Annotated in this window: 16 protein-coding genes and 3 tRNA genes; 6 read left to right on the top strand and 13 right to left on the bottom strand. The window is 63.0% G+C overall.

Translation table 11 applies throughout. The annotated features are described in order from the left end of the window. Positions 1 to 300: 300 nt before the first annotated feature. Together PW947_RS25210 and PW947_RS25205 are read left to right on the top strand one after the other, a co-directional pair. Entirely contained in the window at positions 301 to 867 is a 567-nt protein-coding gene (locus tag PW947_RS25210) for an SCO family protein (RefSeq protein WP_299636009.1), read from the top strand. Between the two features lie 146 nt (positions 868 to 1,013). After that, positions 1,014 to 1,940, top strand: coding sequence for a cytochrome c oxidase assembly protein (locus PW947_RS25205; RefSeq protein WP_299635106.1), 927 nt, complete (start codon positions 1,014 to 1,016; stop codon positions 1,938 to 1,940). On the opposite strand, the gene PW947_RS25200 is transcribed toward PW947_RS25205, so the two are convergent. The 6 genes from PW947_RS25200 to uvrC form a co-directional block, all read right to left on the bottom strand. Beyond that, positions 1,859 to 2,413: a GNAT family N-acetyltransferase gene (locus tag PW947_RS25200; RefSeq protein WP_299635105.1), complete on the bottom strand. Its 555-nt coding sequence runs from the start codon at positions 2,411 to 2,413 to the stop codon at positions 1,859 to 1,861. The genes PW947_RS25205 and PW947_RS25200 overlap by 82 nt on opposite strands. A gap of 188 nt (positions 2,414 to 2,601) precedes the next feature. Next, positions 2,602 to 2,675 (bottom strand) — tRNA-Cys (locus tag PW947_RS25195). Positions 2,676 to 2,789: 114 nt separating this feature from the next. Beyond that, a tRNA-Gly gene (locus PW947_RS25190) sits at positions 2,790 to 2,865 on the bottom strand. 79 nt (positions 2,866 to 2,944) lie between these two features. After that, a tRNA-Gly gene (locus PW947_RS25185) sits at positions 2,945 to 3,020 on the bottom strand. A gap of 270 nt (positions 3,021 to 3,290) precedes the next feature. Next, positions 3,291 to 3,884 (bottom strand): CDP-diacylglycerol--glycerol-3-phosphate 3-phosphatidyltransferase, encoded by a 594-nt coding sequence (pgsA, locus tag PW947_RS25180; RefSeq protein WP_299635104.1) that lies wholly within the window; start codon positions 3,882 to 3,884, stop codon positions 3,291 to 3,293. A gap of 111 nt (positions 3,885 to 3,995) precedes the next feature. Beyond that, positions 3,996 to 6,200 (bottom strand): excinuclease ABC subunit UvrC, encoded by a 2,205-nt coding sequence (gene uvrC, locus PW947_RS25175; protein WP_299635103.1) that lies wholly within the window; start codon positions 6,198 to 6,200, stop codon positions 3,996 to 3,998. A 170-nt stretch (positions 6,201 to 6,370) separates the two neighbouring features. Between uvrC and earP the strand changes: the two genes are divergently transcribed. The 4 genes from earP (at position 6,371) to PW947_RS25155 (ending at position 10,361) form a co-directional block, all read left to right on the top strand. Further along, complete coding sequence (earP, locus tag PW947_RS25170) at positions 6,371 to 7,606, top strand: elongation factor P maturation arginine rhamnosyltransferase EarP (protein WP_299635102.1); 1,236 nt, start codon at positions 6,371 to 6,373, stop codon at positions 7,604 to 7,606. A gap of 204 nt (positions 7,607 to 7,810) precedes the next feature. Continuing rightward, a complete protein-coding gene (gene efp, locus PW947_RS25165; RefSeq protein ID WP_299635101.1) occupies positions 7,811 to 8,368 on the top strand; it encodes an elongation factor P in 558 nt (185 codons plus the stop codon). 287 nt (positions 8,369 to 8,655) lie between these two features. Then, positions 8,656 to 8,862: a CsbD family protein gene (locus PW947_RS25160; protein WP_299635100.1), complete on the top strand. Its 207-nt coding sequence runs from the start codon at positions 8,656 to 8,658 to the stop codon at positions 8,860 to 8,862. A 116-nt stretch (positions 8,863 to 8,978) separates the two neighbouring features. Beyond that, positions 8,979 to 10,361: a sigma-54 dependent transcriptional regulator gene (locus PW947_RS25155; protein ID WP_299635099.1), complete on the top strand. Its 1,383-nt coding sequence runs from the start codon at positions 8,979 to 8,981 to the stop codon at positions 10,359 to 10,361. 129 nt (positions 10,362 to 10,490) lie between these two features. Here PW947_RS25155 and nagZ read toward each other — a convergent pair whose 3' ends face one another. The 7 genes from nagZ to lepB form a co-directional block, all read right to left on the bottom strand. Further along, positions 10,491 to 11,522, bottom strand: coding sequence for a beta-N-acetylhexosaminidase (gene nagZ / locus PW947_RS25150; protein ID WP_299635098.1), 1,032 nt, complete (start codon positions 11,520 to 11,522; stop codon positions 10,491 to 10,493). 53 nt (positions 11,523 to 11,575) lie between these two features. Continuing rightward, positions 11,576 to 12,034: a holo-ACP synthase gene (acpS, locus tag PW947_RS25145; RefSeq protein ID WP_299635097.1), complete on the bottom strand. Its 459-nt coding sequence runs from the start codon at positions 12,032 to 12,034 to the stop codon at positions 11,576 to 11,578. A 12-nt stretch (positions 12,035 to 12,046) separates the two neighbouring features. Further along, complete coding sequence (pdxJ, locus tag PW947_RS25140) at positions 12,047 to 12,811, bottom strand: pyridoxine 5'-phosphate synthase (RefSeq protein ID WP_299635096.1); 765 nt, start codon at positions 12,809 to 12,811, stop codon at positions 12,047 to 12,049. Next, positions 12,808 to 13,764 carry a DNA repair protein RecO gene (recO, locus tag PW947_RS25135; protein ID WP_299635095.1) on the bottom strand — a complete coding sequence of 319 codons (957 nt, stop codon included), beginning with the start codon at positions 13,762 to 13,764 and terminating at the stop codon, positions 12,808 to 12,810. The genes pdxJ and recO overlap by 4 nt, the downstream gene beginning before the upstream one ends. Further along, on the bottom strand, positions 13,751 to 14,650 hold the full coding sequence (gene era, locus PW947_RS25130; protein WP_299635094.1) for a GTPase Era: 900 nt from the start codon (positions 14,648 to 14,650) through the stop codon (positions 13,751 to 13,753). The genes recO and era overlap by 14 nt, the downstream gene beginning before the upstream one ends. Positions 14,651 to 14,713: 63 nt before the next feature. After that, positions 14,714 to 15,886 carry a ribonuclease III gene (gene rnc / locus PW947_RS25125; protein ID WP_299635093.1) on the bottom strand — a complete coding sequence of 391 codons (1,173 nt, stop codon included), beginning with the start codon at positions 15,884 to 15,886 and terminating at the stop codon, positions 14,714 to 14,716. Positions 15,887 to 16,062: 176 nt separating this feature from the next. Next, positions 16,063 to 16,956, bottom strand: a complete 894-nt coding sequence (gene lepB / locus PW947_RS25120; protein ID WP_299635092.1) for a signal peptidase I — start codon at positions 16,954 to 16,956, stop codon at positions 16,063 to 16,065. Positions 16,957 to 16,967: the final 11 nt, after the last annotated feature.

Here is a 16,967-nt window from a genome sequence, read left to right as displayed (position 1 = left end):
CCCGTGTTCCCGTCCGTTCAAAACGCCGTCGATCCGGCTACACGTGGCTTTCAGTCCAACGCACGACGCTGCGTCGTGCGCTGATAATGCGGGCTATCCTACGACGCCGGCCTCTGATTTGCGATACAGTCGCAACGACATCGACCGGTCGAACCGGTTCAGCATCGCCGGGGCGCGCTTCGCCGGGCCGGTCTTTAAATCGAGTAATCGACACCTGTTTTGTTCCCCACCTACGCCGTTTTACGCCGTCTTCTTCGCCTGTGCACATCATGGCGTATCGCCGTTCGTGCAGCGCTGACGCTGGGCGTGGTCGCGACGCTTGCCGGTTGCACGCGGCACGACGCACACTGGCAACTCGCCGACGTCAGCGGCCATCTGCCCGACCTCGATTTTGCGCTGACCGACGATCTCGGCAAGCCCGTCGATGGCGCGAGCTTCAAGGGACGCGCGTCGCTGGTGTATTTCGGCTACACGCATTGCCCGGACGTCTGTCCCGAAACGATGGGACGGCTAATGCAGGTGATCGGCAAACTCGGGCCGGACGCGTCGAAAGTGCGCATCCTGTTCATCACCGTCGATCCCGCCCGCGACACACCGAAGGCGCTTCACGACTATGTCGGCGCATTCGATCCGCAACACGCGCTGGGGCTGACCGGCAGCGACGCGCAGATCGAGTCGCTCGCGAAGCGCTACCGCATCGCGTATCAGATGGAAAAGCGCGATGCGCGTGGCGATTACGAGGTCACGCATAGCTCGGCGGTCTATGTATTCGACGCACAAGGCCACGCCCGCCTGCTCGCCACCGACCACGACTCGCCAGACACGATCGCGCACGACCTGCGCCGCGTGATCGACGATCCCGCGTGAACGTGCCCGCACGATCGACCGTCGATGACCGCGAGCACTTGCCCACAGTATGAAACCCGAACGCACACCGAACCCATGAGACCCGAACGACCCGAACGCCCGTTGTCCACCGCACGCGTCGTTCCAGCAACATTTCAACGCCGCCGATGAATCTGCTCGCCTGGCTCGATCCGTGGGAACCGTCGCCGACCGTCGTGATCGCGATCGTGCTGAGCGCCGTGCTGTTCGTGCGCGGCGCGTCGAAAGCACGCGTCACGCTGCTGCGTCGCGTGTCGTTCTGGTTCGGGCTGACGGCCTTGTATATCGCGCTGCACACGCGCCTCGATTATTTCTTCGAACACGAGTTTTTCATGCATCGCGCGCAGCATCTGGTGCTGCATCATCTCGGGCCGTTTTTTATCGCGCTGTCGTATCCCGGTCCGGCGCTGCGCGCGGGGATTCCGTTTAGCTGTCGGCAAGGTTTTCTGCGGCCCGTGATGCGCACGTACGCGGTCCGCAAGACGGTGGACGTGCTGATGCATCCGGTCGTCGCGGTGACGCTGTTTGTCGGGCTGATTTATTTCTGGTTGCTGTCGCCGGTTCACTTCGTCGCGATGCTCGACTGGCGGCTGTATCGCGTGATGAACTGGAGCATGGTGATCGACGGGTTGCTGTTCTGGTGGCTGGTGCTCGATCCGCGACCCGCGCCGCCTGCGCGACTGGCGCCGGGGCGGCGCATTCTCGTCGTGATCGCCGCGATTCCACCGCAGATCGCGCTGGGCGCGTTTATCTTTTTCTCGTCACACGAGCTGTATCCCGTGTATTCGATTTGCGGACGCGCATTCACGTGGCTCAGCCCGATGCGCGATCAGCAGATTGGCGGCTTGTTGCTATGGATTCCCGGCTCGATGATGAGCGTGATCGGTGCGCTGGTGGCGTTGCGCCACTGGATGCGCCTGTCTGCGCGCGGCCGTTTGCGCGAGCCGCGCGCGCGAACGCGGCCGGTTCACGCTCAGGCGGAACGCATCCACACGTGCGGGATGCCGTCGTCGTCATGCACGTCGGACACCGGCGCAAAGCCGAACGCGCCGTAAAACGCCTGCAGATGCGCCTGCGCATGCAGACGGATCGGCGTGCCGGGCCATTGCGCGCGAATCAGTTGCAGCGCGCGTTCGAGCATTGCGTTGCCCAGACCCTTGCCGCGAAACGCAGACGTGGTCAGCACGCGACCGATACGGATATCGGTTTCCGCACCATCGACGGAGAGATCGGCGTCGGGCAACAGCACACGCAGATAGCCGGCCAGTTGCGGCTTGCCGCTCGCCGCCGATGCCGCGTCCGGTTCGCCGTCAGCGGTGCCGTAAGCGAACAGATGCCACGCTTCGGTATCGAGACCGTCGATGTCTTCGTACACACATTTCTGCTCGACCACGAACACTTCGCTGCGCGCGGCCAGCATCGCGTAGACCTCGACGGTGCTGAGCGCGTCGAACGGTTTCCAGCGCCAGTCGAGTGCGGTTTGCGGGGATGAATCGGGAAATTGCGCGGAGGCGTGCGGCGTAGTCATCAGCTTTGCGTCACTTCAAAAACGTGGGAGTGTCGGGATCGCGATGGCGCATGCGGCCACCGGATTCATCGCGTATTCGCGATTATGCCAGCGTCGCGCGACGCGAACGCCGCACCGACGTTTGCGAATCAGAAGTGAAAAACCAAAAAGAAAAGCCCCGACGGTGCGGGGCTTTTCTTTACAACTTCTGGAGGCGCGAGCCGGAGTCGAACCGGCCTAAACGGCTTTGCAGGCCGCTGCATAACCGCTTTGCTATCGCGCCATAAGCGGGCTCTGGCTAACCGTTGCAACATTCGCACTGACACGGCCAAGCCGATGTTTGCGCTGGCCTGACGGCCAACCAAACAAAAAGGGAAGCGCTGCTTCCCCGAATGTCTGGAGCGGGAGACGAGGCTCGAACTCGCGACCTCAACCTTGGCAAGGTTGCGCTCTACCAACTGAGCTACTCCCGCATGGTCCTGCTTAACACCGTACAGCATCACTACCGGCTTCTGCCACAAAGCCCACCGCACATACGCTGCTTCAAAATTCTGGAGCGGGAGACGAGGCTCGAACTCGCGACCTCAACCTTGGCAAGGTTGCGCTCTACCAACTGAGCTACTCCCGCGTTGTGCTACCTGCTGTGTTGCTTACTTACTGCAACTTCAGCGTTCTCATCGTAAAGCGCCTGCTTCTGCTGCTTTACTTCGCCGCCTGCTTTGTACTGCGTGCAGCGGAGAAGCAGGATTATGGAGAAGCCGCCGAAGAGTGTCAACCCCTTTCACGCATCTATTTGAATCGGACATCGCTGAAAGTGTTGATGAGATGTTGCACGGACATTGATGCCGTCAACGTGCATGCATCGATGTCCGCGCAAACCGCCTTTGCGCTCATGCACTTATGCGACGCCGCCTCGCTCGCGAATCTGCGGCCATGCGAGCTTCATGTAGTACAGCATCGACCAGATCGTCAGGAAGGCCGCGAGATAGATCAACCACGCGCCCCACACCCGCGTGTCGATCGTGAAGCCGCCGCCGAGCGGCAACGGCCCGTACAGCAGCAACATCGGGATCGCGATCATCTGACACGCGGTCTTGAACTTGCCGAGCGAATTCACCGCGACGCTCTTCGAAGCGCCGATCTGCGCCATCCATTCGCGCAGCGCAGAAATGGCGATCTCGCGCCCGACGATCACGAGCGCGATCGCCGAGTCGAGTCGTGCGAGTTGCACGAGCACCAGCAACGCAGCCGTCACCATCAGCTTGTCGGCGACCGGATCGAGGAACGCGCCGAACGCGGACGTCTGGTTCCATTTACGCGCGAGATAACCGTCGAACCAGTCGGTGAGCGCGGCCAGGATAAAGATGGTCGCTGCCGCCACGTTGCGATGCACCGGGCTCATCATCAGATCCGGCAAATAGAACACGCCGACGACCAGCGGAATCAGCACGATCCGCAGCCACGTCAAAAAAATCGGGAAATTAAACGGCATGAGGGCAGGCGCAGCGTCTGACAAGGGAGATGCAATTGTGCCGCGTCGTGGGGCCTGCCACAAGCAAAGCGGCGGCGACGCGGCCCGAGTGCCGCGTCGCGCGGGTGTGCGTCAGTGCAATTGACGGTAAATCTGCTCGGCCAGCGCGAGCGAAATACCTTCGACGCTGGCGAGATCCTCGACGCTTGCCGCGACCACGCCGCGCAAGCCGCCAAAGCGCGCGAGCAAGCGCTGACGCCGCTTCGCGCCCACGCCTTCGAGTTCTTCGAGGCGCGACGTCTGCCGCGTCTTCGCGCGTTTGGCGCGCATTCCGGTGATCGCGAAGCGGTGCGCTTCGTCGCGGATCTGCGCGACCAGCATCAACGCCGCGCTTTCCTTGCCGAGTTCCAGCGACGGCCGGCCGTCCGCGAAAATCAACGTCTCCAGACCGACCTTGCGCCCCTCGCCTTTCGCGACGCCGACCAGCATGCCGATATCCAGCCCGACTTCGGTGAACACCTGCCGCGCGATTTCCACCTGCCCTTTGCCGCCGTCGATCAGCACGATGGTCGGCAACGTGCCGCCCGTCGCAGCGGTCACGTCCGGCTCCGCGCCTTCCGCTGCCGGATCGGATTGCAGTTCGGCGGCTTGATCGGCGGCATTGGCGGCCGCTTGCGCGACCATTTTTTCGTAGCGGCGCGTCAACACCTGGCGCATGGCCGCGTAATCGTCGCCGGGCGTGATGCCGGTGATGTTGTATCGACGGTATTCCGACGACTGCATCTTGTGATGGTGATACACGACGCACGACGCCTGAGTCGCTTCGCCCATCGTATGGCTGATGTCGAAGCATTCGATGCGCAGATGCGCGAGATCTTCGCCTTCGAGCCCGAGCGTTTCCGCGAGCACGCGCGTGCGCGATTGCTGCGAGCCCTGCTCCGACAGCAGACGCGCCAGCGCGAGGCGCGCATTCTGTTCGGCCATCGAGAGCCACGCGCGTTTTTGTCCTTGCGGCTGACGCAGCAGACTGACCTTGTGACCGGCCTGCTCGATCAGCAGATCGACCAGTTCGCGGCTGGCCGGCGCGTGACTGACGACCAGCACCGGCGGCACGCGATTGCCGAGGTAGTGCTGAGCGATAAACGCTTCAAGCACTTCGGCCTCGATGCCCGCGCGCACGCGTCGGCCGCGTTGCGAGGTAGCGGATGCGGCAGACGTGGCGCTCGTCGCGGCGGTGGTGTCGTCGTCGGCTGCGGCGTTGTCACTGTCTTCGCTATCTTCGGCGTCTTCGGCGTCGCTGTCCGTGTCGTCGTCGCTTTCGGGTTGCAGGTCTTCGGCGATCGCGAGCGGATCCGGCGCGTCCACCTCGGCCGACGCCACCGCCCGCTCTCCCGCGAGCAACGCCGCCACGCCGGCTTCATCGTCGGCGACACCGCCTTCGTCGGCTGTCAGCGCAGTCTCGACGTGCGCGGGAAAATAAGCCTTGTCGCCCAGATGACGACCGCCCCGCACCATCGCGAGATTGACGCACACGCGCCCGCCCAGCGCGACCACCGCGAGAATATCGACGTCGCTGTCGCCGCCCACTTCGATAGCCTGCTGATGCAGCACCGTCGAAAGCGAACTCATCTGGTTGCGCACCGCCGCCGCCTGCTCGAACTTCAGTTCGGCAGCGAATCCGTGCATCTTCTGCTCCAGTTCCTTCATCACCTCGTTCTGCCGACCCAGCAGAAAGCGCGACGCGTTCGCGACATCGCGCGCGTAATCTTCCGCGGTGATCGCCGCGACGCACGGCGCGGTGCATCGTCCGATCTGATGCAGCAGACACGGCCGCGTGCGGTTGTTGAACACGGAGTCTTCGCAGGTGCGCAACTGGAACACCCGCTGCAGGATCTGGATGCTTTCGCGCACGGCCCACGCGCTCGGGAAAGGTCCGAAATACTGGTTCTTGCGGTCCACCGCGCCTCGGTAATAGGCCATGCGCGGGAACGTGTGCCCCGTCAGCTTCAGATACGGATACGACTTGTCGTCGCGAAACAGGATGTTGTAGCGCGGCGCGAGCGCCTTGATCAGATTGTTTTCGAGCAGCAGCGCTTCCGCTTCCGAACGCGTGACAGTCGTCTCGATCTTCGCGATGCGCGTCACCATCATCGCGATACGCGGCGACAGCAAGGTCTTCGTGAAATAGCTCGACACGCGCTTCTTCAGATCGCGCGCCTTGCCGACGTACAGCACGGCGCCGTGCGCGTCGTAATACCGGTAGACGCCGGGAAGATGCGGTAACTGCGCGAGGATCTTCTTGGGCTCGAACGCGGGAGTTGCTTCGGATTCGGACATGCAGGGTCGGGCTGAAGAACGGTCTGGAATGGTGGGCGGAATTGTCTGCCGGCACGCACCGGCGACGCAGCGCGCAGCCAGCGAAGGCGCCGGCGTGTGCTTTAGAATCGCCAGTTTAGAACATTCCGCTCGCGGCCGAGCCACCCACGCCGCGAATCTGACAGGCCATCATGCCCACTCGATCTTCCGCGCCTTCTCCCGATCCGTCGCGCGGGTCGCCGCCGCTCACGCCGACCGCCGACACGACCGCCTGCGACATCTTTTGCGCGGTCATCGATAACTTCGGCGATATCGGCGTGTGCTGGCGTCTGGCACGCCAGCTTGCGCATGAACACGGCTGGCAGGTGCGCCTGTTCGTCGACGATCTGCACGCGTTCCAGCGGCTCTGCCCTTCGCTCGTGATCGACGCGCCGCGTCAGCACGTCGACGGCATCGTGGTCGAACATTGGCACGAACCGGCGCACGCGGGCGACACATTGCAGATCGCCGACGTCGTCATCGAAGCGTTCGGCTGCGAGTTGCCGAACGTGTACGTCGCGGCGATGGCGCGTCGCGAGCGCGCGCCCGCGTGGTTCAACCTCGAATACCTGAGCGGCGAAGACTGGGTCGCGGACTTTCATCTGCGACAGTCGCCGCATCCGCGTTACGCGCTGACCAAAACCTTCTTCTTCCCCGGACTCGGGCCGGGCACGGGCGGTGTGCTGAAAGAGCGCGATCTCGATGCCGCGCGCGCCGCGTTCGAATCGTCCGCCGACGCCCGCGCCGCGTGGTGGCACGATGCAACCGGCGTCGCGCCGCCTGCGCCGGACGCGACCGTGGTGTCGCTGTTCGCGTACGAAAACCCGGCCGTCGATAGCCTGCTCGAACAATGGCGACACGCGGCGTCGCCGGTCGTGTTGCTGGTGCCCGAAGGCCGTATCTCCGGCGCGCTCGGACGCTTTTTCGAACTGCCGGCGCACGCGTCGGGCGTGTCGTTCGCGGCCGGCACGCGGGCGCAGCGCGGCAACCTGACCGCCTGTTCGCTCGCGTTCACCGAGCAATCGCGCTACGACGCGCTGCTGTGGGCAAGCGACGTGAACTTCGTTCGCGGCGAGGATTCGTTCGTGCGCGCGCAATGGGCGGCGCGGCCGTTCGTGTGGCAGATCTATCCGCAAGCCGACGACGCGCATCTGCCGAAACTCGACGCCGCGCTCGCGCATTACGCCGCGTCGCTGCCCGACGACGCACGCACTGCGCTCGCGCGCTTCTGGCATGCATGGAACGGGGTCGGAACGCCCGACTGGGCCGATTTCATGCGTCATCGGACCACGCTGGAACGGCGCGCCGCGACGTGGGCGACCGAGCTCGCGAGCCTCGGCGACCTGGCTGGAAATCTGGCCTTATTCGCAAAAACTCAGTTAAAATAAGCGGTTATCCAGCGGCAGACGACGCAAGCGCAGTCCAGTATCGAAAGCATCTGGCAACCGTAGGGAATCCCGCATGGAAACCTCGTGGGTGGACCGCACACCGTTCAGCGGCGTCGACTCCACTTCCGTTCGCGCTGAAGTCCGCGTTTACGTCGTCGACCGCAGAGCACAGTTAGCAATTCATTTCGCACAGGACAGTTTTTTATGAAGACCGCACAGGAACTCCGCACCGGTAACGTCGTGATGATCGGCGCAGACGCGATGGTCGTGCAAAAGGCCGAATACAACAAATCGGGCCGCAACTCCGCCGTCGTCAAGATGAAATTCAAGAACCTGCTGACGAACGCCGGCATGGAATCGGTCTACAAGGCCGACGACAAGTTCGACGTCGTGATGCTGGAACGCAAGGAAGTGACGTACTCGTACTTCGCCGACCCGATGTACGTGTTCATGGACGCAGACTACAACCAGTACGAAGTCGAAGCGGAAATGATGGGCGAAGCGCTCAACTACCTCCAGGACGGCATGACGTGCGAAGTCGTGTTCTATAACGAGAAAGCCATCTCGGTCGAACTGCCCACTACGCTGGTCCGCGAAATCATCTACACGGAACCGGCAGTCAAGGGCGATACGTCGTCGGGCAAGGTTCTGAAGACTGCCAAGCTGAGCACGGGCTTCGAACTGCAAGTGCCGCTGTTCTGCAGTATCGGTGACAACATCGAAATCGACACCCGCACGAACGAGTACCGCAGCCGCGCTTAATTGCGCCTGGTTGCAGCTCGCAGGCTGCAGTTTTCTCCCGACGATTCATTCGTTCGTGAAAACTGCCGGAAAGCGCCCCTCGGGGCGCTTTTTCTTTTTTGCGCGACCGTGTATGGTTAAGGAAAACTTTACCGGTCGATTGCGTCAAATTTCCAGGCTTCGCGTCGTTACCGCCACGCCGATGCAGGCTAGTCGCCTGATTCGTCTAAGTAATTAATGCGTGGCACGCTCCCTGCTTATGTGTAGAACAAGCTCTAAAAGATTACTTTCTACACGGGAGAAGCGACATGAATAACGACATCGCTGAAGGTAAGTGGAAGCAACTGCTCGGAAAAGCAAAGACTGCGTGGGGTGAGTTGACCGACGACGAACTGACGAAAGCCGAAGGTCGGGCCGAAAAACTCGCCGGACTGATTCAGGAGCGCTACGGCAAGACGCGTGAAGAAGCGGTGCGTGAAGTGCGCCGGTTTTTCGACAGCAACCGCGACTTCTGAAGGCGCTGGGGCGCGTCGCGCGGTTTGCGTCAGCGCTCTCGCTTGCACCCATGTCACGCGCCGGATTACCGGCGGCGTGAAATGGATTTTCGTTCAATCCCAGAATAGCGCTTGCCATGCCACACGCTCTCATTGTCGAAGACGATCCTAATAGCCTGTCCGGCCTGTCCGCCATCCTCGCGGCCGACGGTTTTTCCGTCGACACCGCCACCACGCTGGCCGAAGCCCGCTCTGCGCTGGGCCGTTTTATCCCTGACGTCGTGCTCGTCGATCTGAATCTGCCCGATGGCCGCGGTCTGGATCTGTTGCAGCATTTGCCGACGCAGCCCAAGGGCGGCGCGTTGCCGGTGATCGTGATGACGGGCAACGCCACCGTCGAAAGCGCGATCGAAGGCTTGCGGCACGGCATCTGGGACTATCTGCTGAAGCCGGTCAATATCCCGCGTCTGCGCAGTCTGCTGGCGCGCATTCCGCGTCCGTACGAGCTGACCGAGGAAGTCCAGACCTTGCGCTCGACGCTGCGTCAACTCGGCCGCTTCGGTCCGATGATCGGCCGCAGCACGGCGATGCAGCATGTGTACGACTCGATCGAACATCTCGCGCCGACCGAAGCCGCCGTGCTGGTCTGCGGCGAAGCGGGCACCGGCAAGGAAATCGCCGCGCGCACGCTGCATGAGATGAGCCGTCGCCGCAAAGGGCCGTTCCTCGTGTTCGATTGCCGCAACGCGGCAGCAATGGGCGTGTCGCGTCCGCTCGACAGCCTGATGTTCGGCCACGAGCGCGGCGGCTACGACGGCGCCGACCAACGCGAACCTGGCCTGTTCGAACAGGCGAGCGGCGGCACGCTGTTTATCGACGAAATCGACGAATTGCCGCGCGCACAACAGGAAGCGCTGCTGCGCGCGCTGGATTCGCAAACGTTCATGCGGGTCGGCGGCACGCAACAACTGGTGACGGACTTCCGGCTGATCGCGTCGAACCGCAAGCCCACGCGGGTCGCGGTCGCGGACGGCAGCCTGCATCCGGAACTCGCGCTGCGCCTCGACGCGGCCGCCGTGTCGTTGCCGTCGCTGCGCGATCGCGGCGACGACGCTGCGTTGATCGCGCAGGTGCTGGTCGACGAACTGAATCACGAAGCGAGCGCGCGCGGCAATGGCGAGCCGCCGAAGCAGATCGGCCCGAACTTCCTGCGCGAGTGCCTCGCTTACGAATGGCCGGGCAACGTCGCCGAATTGATGGATCGGGTGCGGCGCGCGTATCACGCGTCGGGCGATGTCATCGAAACGCTGCGCGCCGACGAAAACGGCTCGACGAACGGTCGCGATCTGAACGGCAGCCGCGTTCAGGTGACAGTCGGCACGCCGCTCGCGGACGTCGAGGAAATGCTGATCCGCGCAACGCTCGACGCTGTCGGCGGTACGCGGCATCGTGCGGCGTCGCTGCTGGGTATCAGTCCGAAGACGCTTTACAACAAGCTGCAACGGATGCGTCTGAACTGATCGCACCGCGTCCGCATCGCAGGTGAACGTGGCAGTCAGCGCGGCAAAAACAAAACGGCGACACGCATGCGTGTCGCCGTTTTTCATTACTGCGTGGGCATTGTCGGTCAGCGCATCGCCCGGCCTTACTCAGGCAAACGCGCTACGCAACAGCGACTGCGCGTTCTGATACGCGGGATCGGCGACCAGTTTGTTCCAGGTCAGCGCCTTGCCACGCGGGCGCATCAGCTTCAGACGCTTCACCGAATCTTTCGACGGCGTGTGCCGCAAGCCGTCCAGCACTTTCTCGGCTTCGTGCGGCTGGTTGCAGATCAGCACCATGTCACAACCGGCCTCCAGCGCCGCCTTCGACGCCTCGGTCAACGTACCGCCCTGCCGCGCCGCTTCCATCGAAAGATCGTCGCTGAAGATCGCGCCCGGAAAGCGCAGCTTGCCGCGCAAGATTTCCTGCAACCACACGCGCGAAAAACCGGCCGGTTTCGGATCGACCTGCGGATAAATCACATGCGCAGGCAGCACCGCCGACAGCGACAAACCGAGCCAGTCGTACGGCGCGACGTCGTCGCGCAAGATCGTCTCGAGCGGCCGGTCGTCGACCGGCATCGCGACATGCGAGTCCGCGCTCGCGAAACCGTGACCCGGAAAGTGCTTGCCGCAGTTCGCCATGCCCGCCAACGCGAGACCATGATTCAGACTCTTCGCCAGCAACGCGACGACACGCGGGTCCCGATGGAACGCGCGATCGCCGATCACCTGCGAGTGTCCGTAATTCAGATCGAGCACCGGCGTAAAACTCATATCGATGCCGCATGTGCGCAATTCGGCGGCCAGGATATAACCGACCGCCGTCGTCACTTTGGTGGCGTGCAGCACGTCGGAATCCCACAACGCGCCGAGCTTGCCCATCGCCGGCAAGACGGTGAAGCCATCGGTACGAAAACGCTGCACGCGACCGCCTTCGTGATCGACGGCGATCAGCAGATCGTCGCGCACGCCGCGAATCGCGTCGGTCAGCGCAGTCAGTTGCGCGCGATTTTCATAGTGCCGCGCGAACAGGATCACGCCGCCCGTCATCGGATGCGCAAGACGGCGGCGATCGTCGTCGTTCAGCGTGGTGCCGGCCACGTCGAGCATCACCGGTCCGGGTGTGGGGTTTTTCATCGGGAATATCTTGAGAAGACACCGCGCGTCGAGACGCGCAGTGCAAGGTGGAATCAGGCGTCGGCGGGCGGCGTTGCGGATGCGTCGGGCACGTGGCTCGCAGTCGGCGCGCCGGCGTCCGGCACTTCCGCGATCACGAACGACACCGCGTAATCGCGCTCGTCGGAGATCGTCACGCGCGCCGTGATGCCGCGCGCGCTCAGCCAGTCGGCGAGTTCGCCGGACGCGACGACGATCGGTTTGCCGCTCGATTCGTTGAGCGTCTGCAATGCGCGCCACGTCATCGGCCAGCGCATGCCAAGCCCGATCGCCTTCGAAAACGCTTCTTTCGCGGAAAAACGCGTGGCGAGAAACGCGAGGCCGCGCGCCGCCGACCGTGCATGCCGCGCGTGATAGACGCGCAACTCGTCCGCGCCGAGCACCTTTTCGGCGAAGCGGCCGTTAGTGCGCGCCATCACCGCCGCGACGCGGCTGACCTGAACGATGTCGGTACCGATGCCGTAGATCGCCATGGCCGGTATCGATCAGCCGCGCGACGCGCAGCGCGCGGCGACCATGATTGCCTTCATCTCGCGCACCGCGTTGTCCCAGCCGGCGAAGATCGCGTGCGCGACGATCGCGTGACCGATATTCAGTTCGACGATGCCTTCGATCGCCGCGATCTGCTGGACGTTCGTGTAGTGCAGGCCGTGGCCCGCGTTGACCTTCAATCCAAGCGAGCGGCCCAGTTCGACACCGCGCACCACGCGCTCGTATTCGCGACGCTGCCCGGCTTCGTCGTGCGCTTCGGCGTAACGACCGGTGTGCAGTTCGATCACGGGCGCGCCCGCGTCTTTCGCTGCGCGAATCTGGGTTTCGTCGGCGTCGATGAAGAGCGACACGCGCGAGCCCACGTCGGCCAGTTGCCGGCATGCGGCGCTCACCGCCTGAAACTGACCGGCGACATCGAGGCCGCCTTCGGTCGTCAGTTCCTCGCGCTTCTCCGGCACCAGACACGTATCGTGCGGGCGCACGTCACAGGCGATATCGAGCATCTCCTGCGTCACCGCGCATTCGAGGTTCATCCGCGTGCGCAATTGCGGACGCAACGCGCGCACATCGGCGTCGACGATATGGCGGCGGTCTTCGCGCAGATGCAGCGTGATCGCGTCGGCGCCCGCTTCTTCGGCCATCAGCGCCGCGCGGATCGGATCGGGATAAGACGTGCCGCGCGCGTTGCGCAGCGTAGCGACGTGATCGATATTGACGCCCAGGTCGATCACGTTCGGCGACGTAAGAAAGAAGCTCATAGATTCTGCAAGTCGATCAGGATCTGGCGCGTCGCGAGCGGCGTGCCACCAAGGTAAGTGTTCAGCAGGAAACGCATCAGCGTCTTGCTTTGCGAGACAGTCTGCGGTCGATGGTAATCGTCCTGCTCCATATCGAGCAAGGTTTGTCCGGATACGACCGGCCATTGCGCGGGTTGACCGCCGGACGCTTCGCGCACGCCGCGATCGGGATCGAACACATAACGGCCGTCCGCCTGCACGGTCTGACGCGTGACCGTGCGGCCCAGCGCCATCGCGTATCCGGTCTCCTTGAGCAGCACGCGTTCGAACGAGCGCAGCACTTGCACGGGCGGCTCGTCGTGCGCGAGACGCGTCATCGTGATGACGTAGTGTCGGAACAGATCAGGATGCGGATCTTCGCGCGCGCAGAATTTGACCAGCAATTCGTTGACGTAGAAGCCGCACAGCAGCGCGTCGCCGGTCAGCGGCAGCATGCCGCCCACCCATTCCGCGCCGGTCAGCGTGCGGATTTCCGACTTGCCCGACCACGACAGCGCGAGCGGCTGGAAGGTTTGCAGCACGCCGCGCAACGCCGAATGCGGCCGCTTCGCGCCTTTTGCGACGAGCGCGAGCCGGCCATGATCGCGCGACAACACGTCGATGATCAGGCTGGTTTCTCGATGCGGATAACTGTGCAGCACGAACGCGGGCTGTTCGGCGATTTTGTAATCGGATGCGGTGCTGCGGGGCGTACGACGCGGCGCAGCGGCTTTTTTAGGCTCGCGCGGCGGTGCGTCGGGGTCGGCGCTTCTGGCCGACGAAGATGAGGCTTTTTTCGACGCGCGAGCGGGCTTCGCCGTCGCGTGCGTCGTCGCGGAATCCGCGGCGGGTTCCGGCGCATCGTTGCGCCCGGACTCGCCGTCGTCGGATTCAGCGTTGGCGTGCAAGGTCATCCATGCGTCATTCGTACCCATACGCGCGGAGTCCGGCTTCGTTGTCCGCCCAACCGCTCTTCACCTTGATAAAGGTTTCGAGGTACACCGGACCGTCGAACAGCTTGGCCATGTCCAGACGCGCTTCGGTGCTGATCTGCTTCAGCTTCGCGCCCTTCTGGCCGATAATCATTGCCTTGTGCGTGTCGCGTTCCACGAGGATGGTCGCGAAGATACGACGCAAGCGCCCTTCCGTCTCGAACTTCTCGATCAGCACGGTGCTCGTGTACGGCAGTTCGTCGCCGGTCCAGCGGAACACTTTCTCGCGCAGGATTTCAGCGGCGAGAAAGCGCTCGCTGCGGTCGGTCAGATCGTCTTCGCCGTAGATCGGTTCGCCTTCCGGCAGATACGGCTTGATCGTCGCCATCAGACGCTTGATGTCGTCCATGTTCTTCGCCGCCAGCGGCACGATTTCCGTGAACGGGTGCAGCCCGCTCATCTGCTGCATGAACGGGAACAGCGAGTCTTTATCCGATACGCGATCCAGCTTGTTCGCGATCAGCAGCGTCGGCACGTTCTTCGGGATCAGGTTCAGCACTTTCTGGTCGTCCGGACCGAAACGGCCGGCCTCGATCACGAACAGGATCATATCGACCGAACTCAGCGTGGACGTGACCGCGCGATTCAGCGAGCGGTTCAGCGCGCCGCTGTGCTTGGTCTGAAAACCCGGCGTATCGACGAAAATATACTGCGCGTCTTCCAGCGTATGAATGCCGGTGATGCGGTGGCGGGTGGTCTGCGCCTTGCGCGACGTGATGCTGACTTTCTGGCCGACCAGCGCGTTCATCAGCGTGGATTTGCCGACGTTCGGCCGGCCGACGATCGCGACCATGCCGCAACGAAAACCAGTGGGTGTGGAAGCGTTCATATTCGGGTGCTGCTTTCGAGTAGACGCGCGCGGCGACGGTGTGTCGCCGCGCGCGTCGGTGCATCAATGGCCCGCATCGGCGACGCGGGCTTGCACCGCGTCGGCAACGCCGGGTTCGTGTCCGGGTTCGGTGGGCGCGGCAGCGCCGTCGCGCACGCGCGCAACGCCTTTTTCTGCGGCCCGATCGGTATTTTTATCAGCGTTCTTTTCTGCTGCCGGCTTGTCGGATGGCTTGTCAGCGCCCTTGTCCGCCGCGGTCTTATCGGCTCTGTCTTTCTCGTTCAATCTTTCGCGCTCCAGCGCCGCCCCAACCGACGGCACGCTGTGCTCGACATGCGCCGCGCGAATCACAGCGACCGGCGCGGGTGCGCCGCCCGTCGATGCGGCGCGGTGCGCGTCGTGCGCGTCGGCGCGCGGTTGCCTGTCGGCGCGGTCGGCCTTGCGATCCGGCGCCCGCAGATCGAGAGCGGCTTGTACGCCAGTGACGCCCGGCACGACTTCCAGCGCCGCCTGCTTCGCAGCACGCGAACCCTTCGACCGCTTCGGCTTCGCGACAACCGCAGGTGCAGCCGCCATCACGTCGTCGAGCGCCTTTTTGGCCGCTGCCTGCTCGGCCGCGCGGCGGCTCGCGCCGGAACCGGACACTTTCACGTCCAGCTTCGGCACCGTGCATTCGACTTCGAACTGCTGATTGTGCGCCGCGCCATGCGTGGCGACGACGGTGTAGGTCGGCAACGCGATCTTGTGGCCTTGCAGATATTCCTGAAGCAGCGTCTTCGCGTCCTTGCCGAGCGTGCGCGGATCGATATGGTCGAGGATCGGCACGTACAGACGTTTGATGACCGTCTGCGCCGCATCGAAACCGCCATCGAGAAACACCGCACCGAGGATCGCCTCGAGCGTGTCCGCGAGAATCGACGGACGACGGAAGCCACCGCTACGCAATTCGCCCTCACCGAGACGCAAACCCTCGGACACATTGAGGGCCTGAGCGATCTCGTAAAGCGACTGCTGCTTGACCAGATTGGCCCGGACGCGCGACAGATCGCCTTCGTCCAGCTTGCTGAAGCGTTGGAACAAAAGCGCAGCCACCGCGCAATTGAGAACGGAATCGCCGAGAAACTCGAGCCGTTCGTTATGCGTGGCACTGTGACTGCGGTGTGTTAAAGCCTGACGCAACAATTCCGCATTGCGAAATTCGTAGCGCAAACGGCTTTCCAACGGAGATTGGGGCATGGGCAGAGTATAACGCGGGCGCCTGCCCCGGCAAAAACGCGGGACGGCCAACGAAAAAGCGATGTGAAGCGAGGTTACCGCACGTTCTTAAAGTAGCGTGATAACACGCCGCGCCTGGGCGACGTGTTATCCGCTGCGTGCGGTGAACGCGATTTTATTTTTAGCAGCAACCGCGCTTAGCTGAACGAGCCAATGCGCTTCAGGTCGCTGAAGTTCATCCAGATGAAGAACGCACGACCGACGATATTGTTGTCCGGCACAAAGCCCCAATAGCGGCTGTCCAGACTGTTATCGCGATTGTCGCCCATCATGAAGTAGTGACCCGGCGGCACTTTACAGATCACGCCGCGCGCGTTGTACGTGCAGTTGTCGCGAAACTCGAACTGATCCGCGCCCGTGACGAACGGCGGCACAGCCGGATTATTCAGGATCGCGTTCTTGCGACCGTCGAGGTCTTCGCTGAACTGCTTCGCGTAACCGATGCGCTCTTCGTCGAAGTAATCCGGCATCGCCGTTTCGGGTACCGGCTTGCCGTTGATCGTCAGTTGCTTGTCCTGATAGGCGATCACGTCGCCCGGCAAGCCGATCACGCGCTTGATGAAGTCGACCGATTCGTCTTTCGGATAGCGGAACACGACGACGTCGCCATGTGCCAGCGGTCGGCCTTGCGTGAGCTTCGTGTTGACGATCGGCAGACGGATGCCGTAGTCGAATTTATTGACGAGGATGAAGTCGCCGACCACCAGCGTCGGCACCATCGAACCCGAAGGAATCTTGAACGGCTCGACCACGAACGAGCGCACGACGAACACCACCAGGATCACCGGGAAAAAGCTCGCCGAATACTCGAGCCACCACGGTTGGCGCAGCGTGTCGTCACGCAGACGCGCTCGCGTTTGCGGCGCGTTTTCGTCGGCGAAACGCTCGCCGACCCGTTCCTGCTGACGGTCGAACTCAGCGACCGCGGCTTGCGCCGCGCGCCGCCGTTGCGGCATGAACACCAGTTTGTCTGCGACCCACGCGATACCCGTGATGACCACGAGCACAAAAAGAATCAACGCAAAATTCATAGGTTTTCGTT

The organism is Paraburkholderia sp. (assembly GCF_028283785.1).
In the GTDB taxonomy this organism is placed as follows: Bacteria; Pseudomonadota; Gammaproteobacteria; order Burkholderiales; family Burkholderiaceae; genus Paraburkholderia.
Note: the sequence above shows the minus strand (reverse complement) of the source record. Positions and strands in the feature narration are given on the sequence as shown.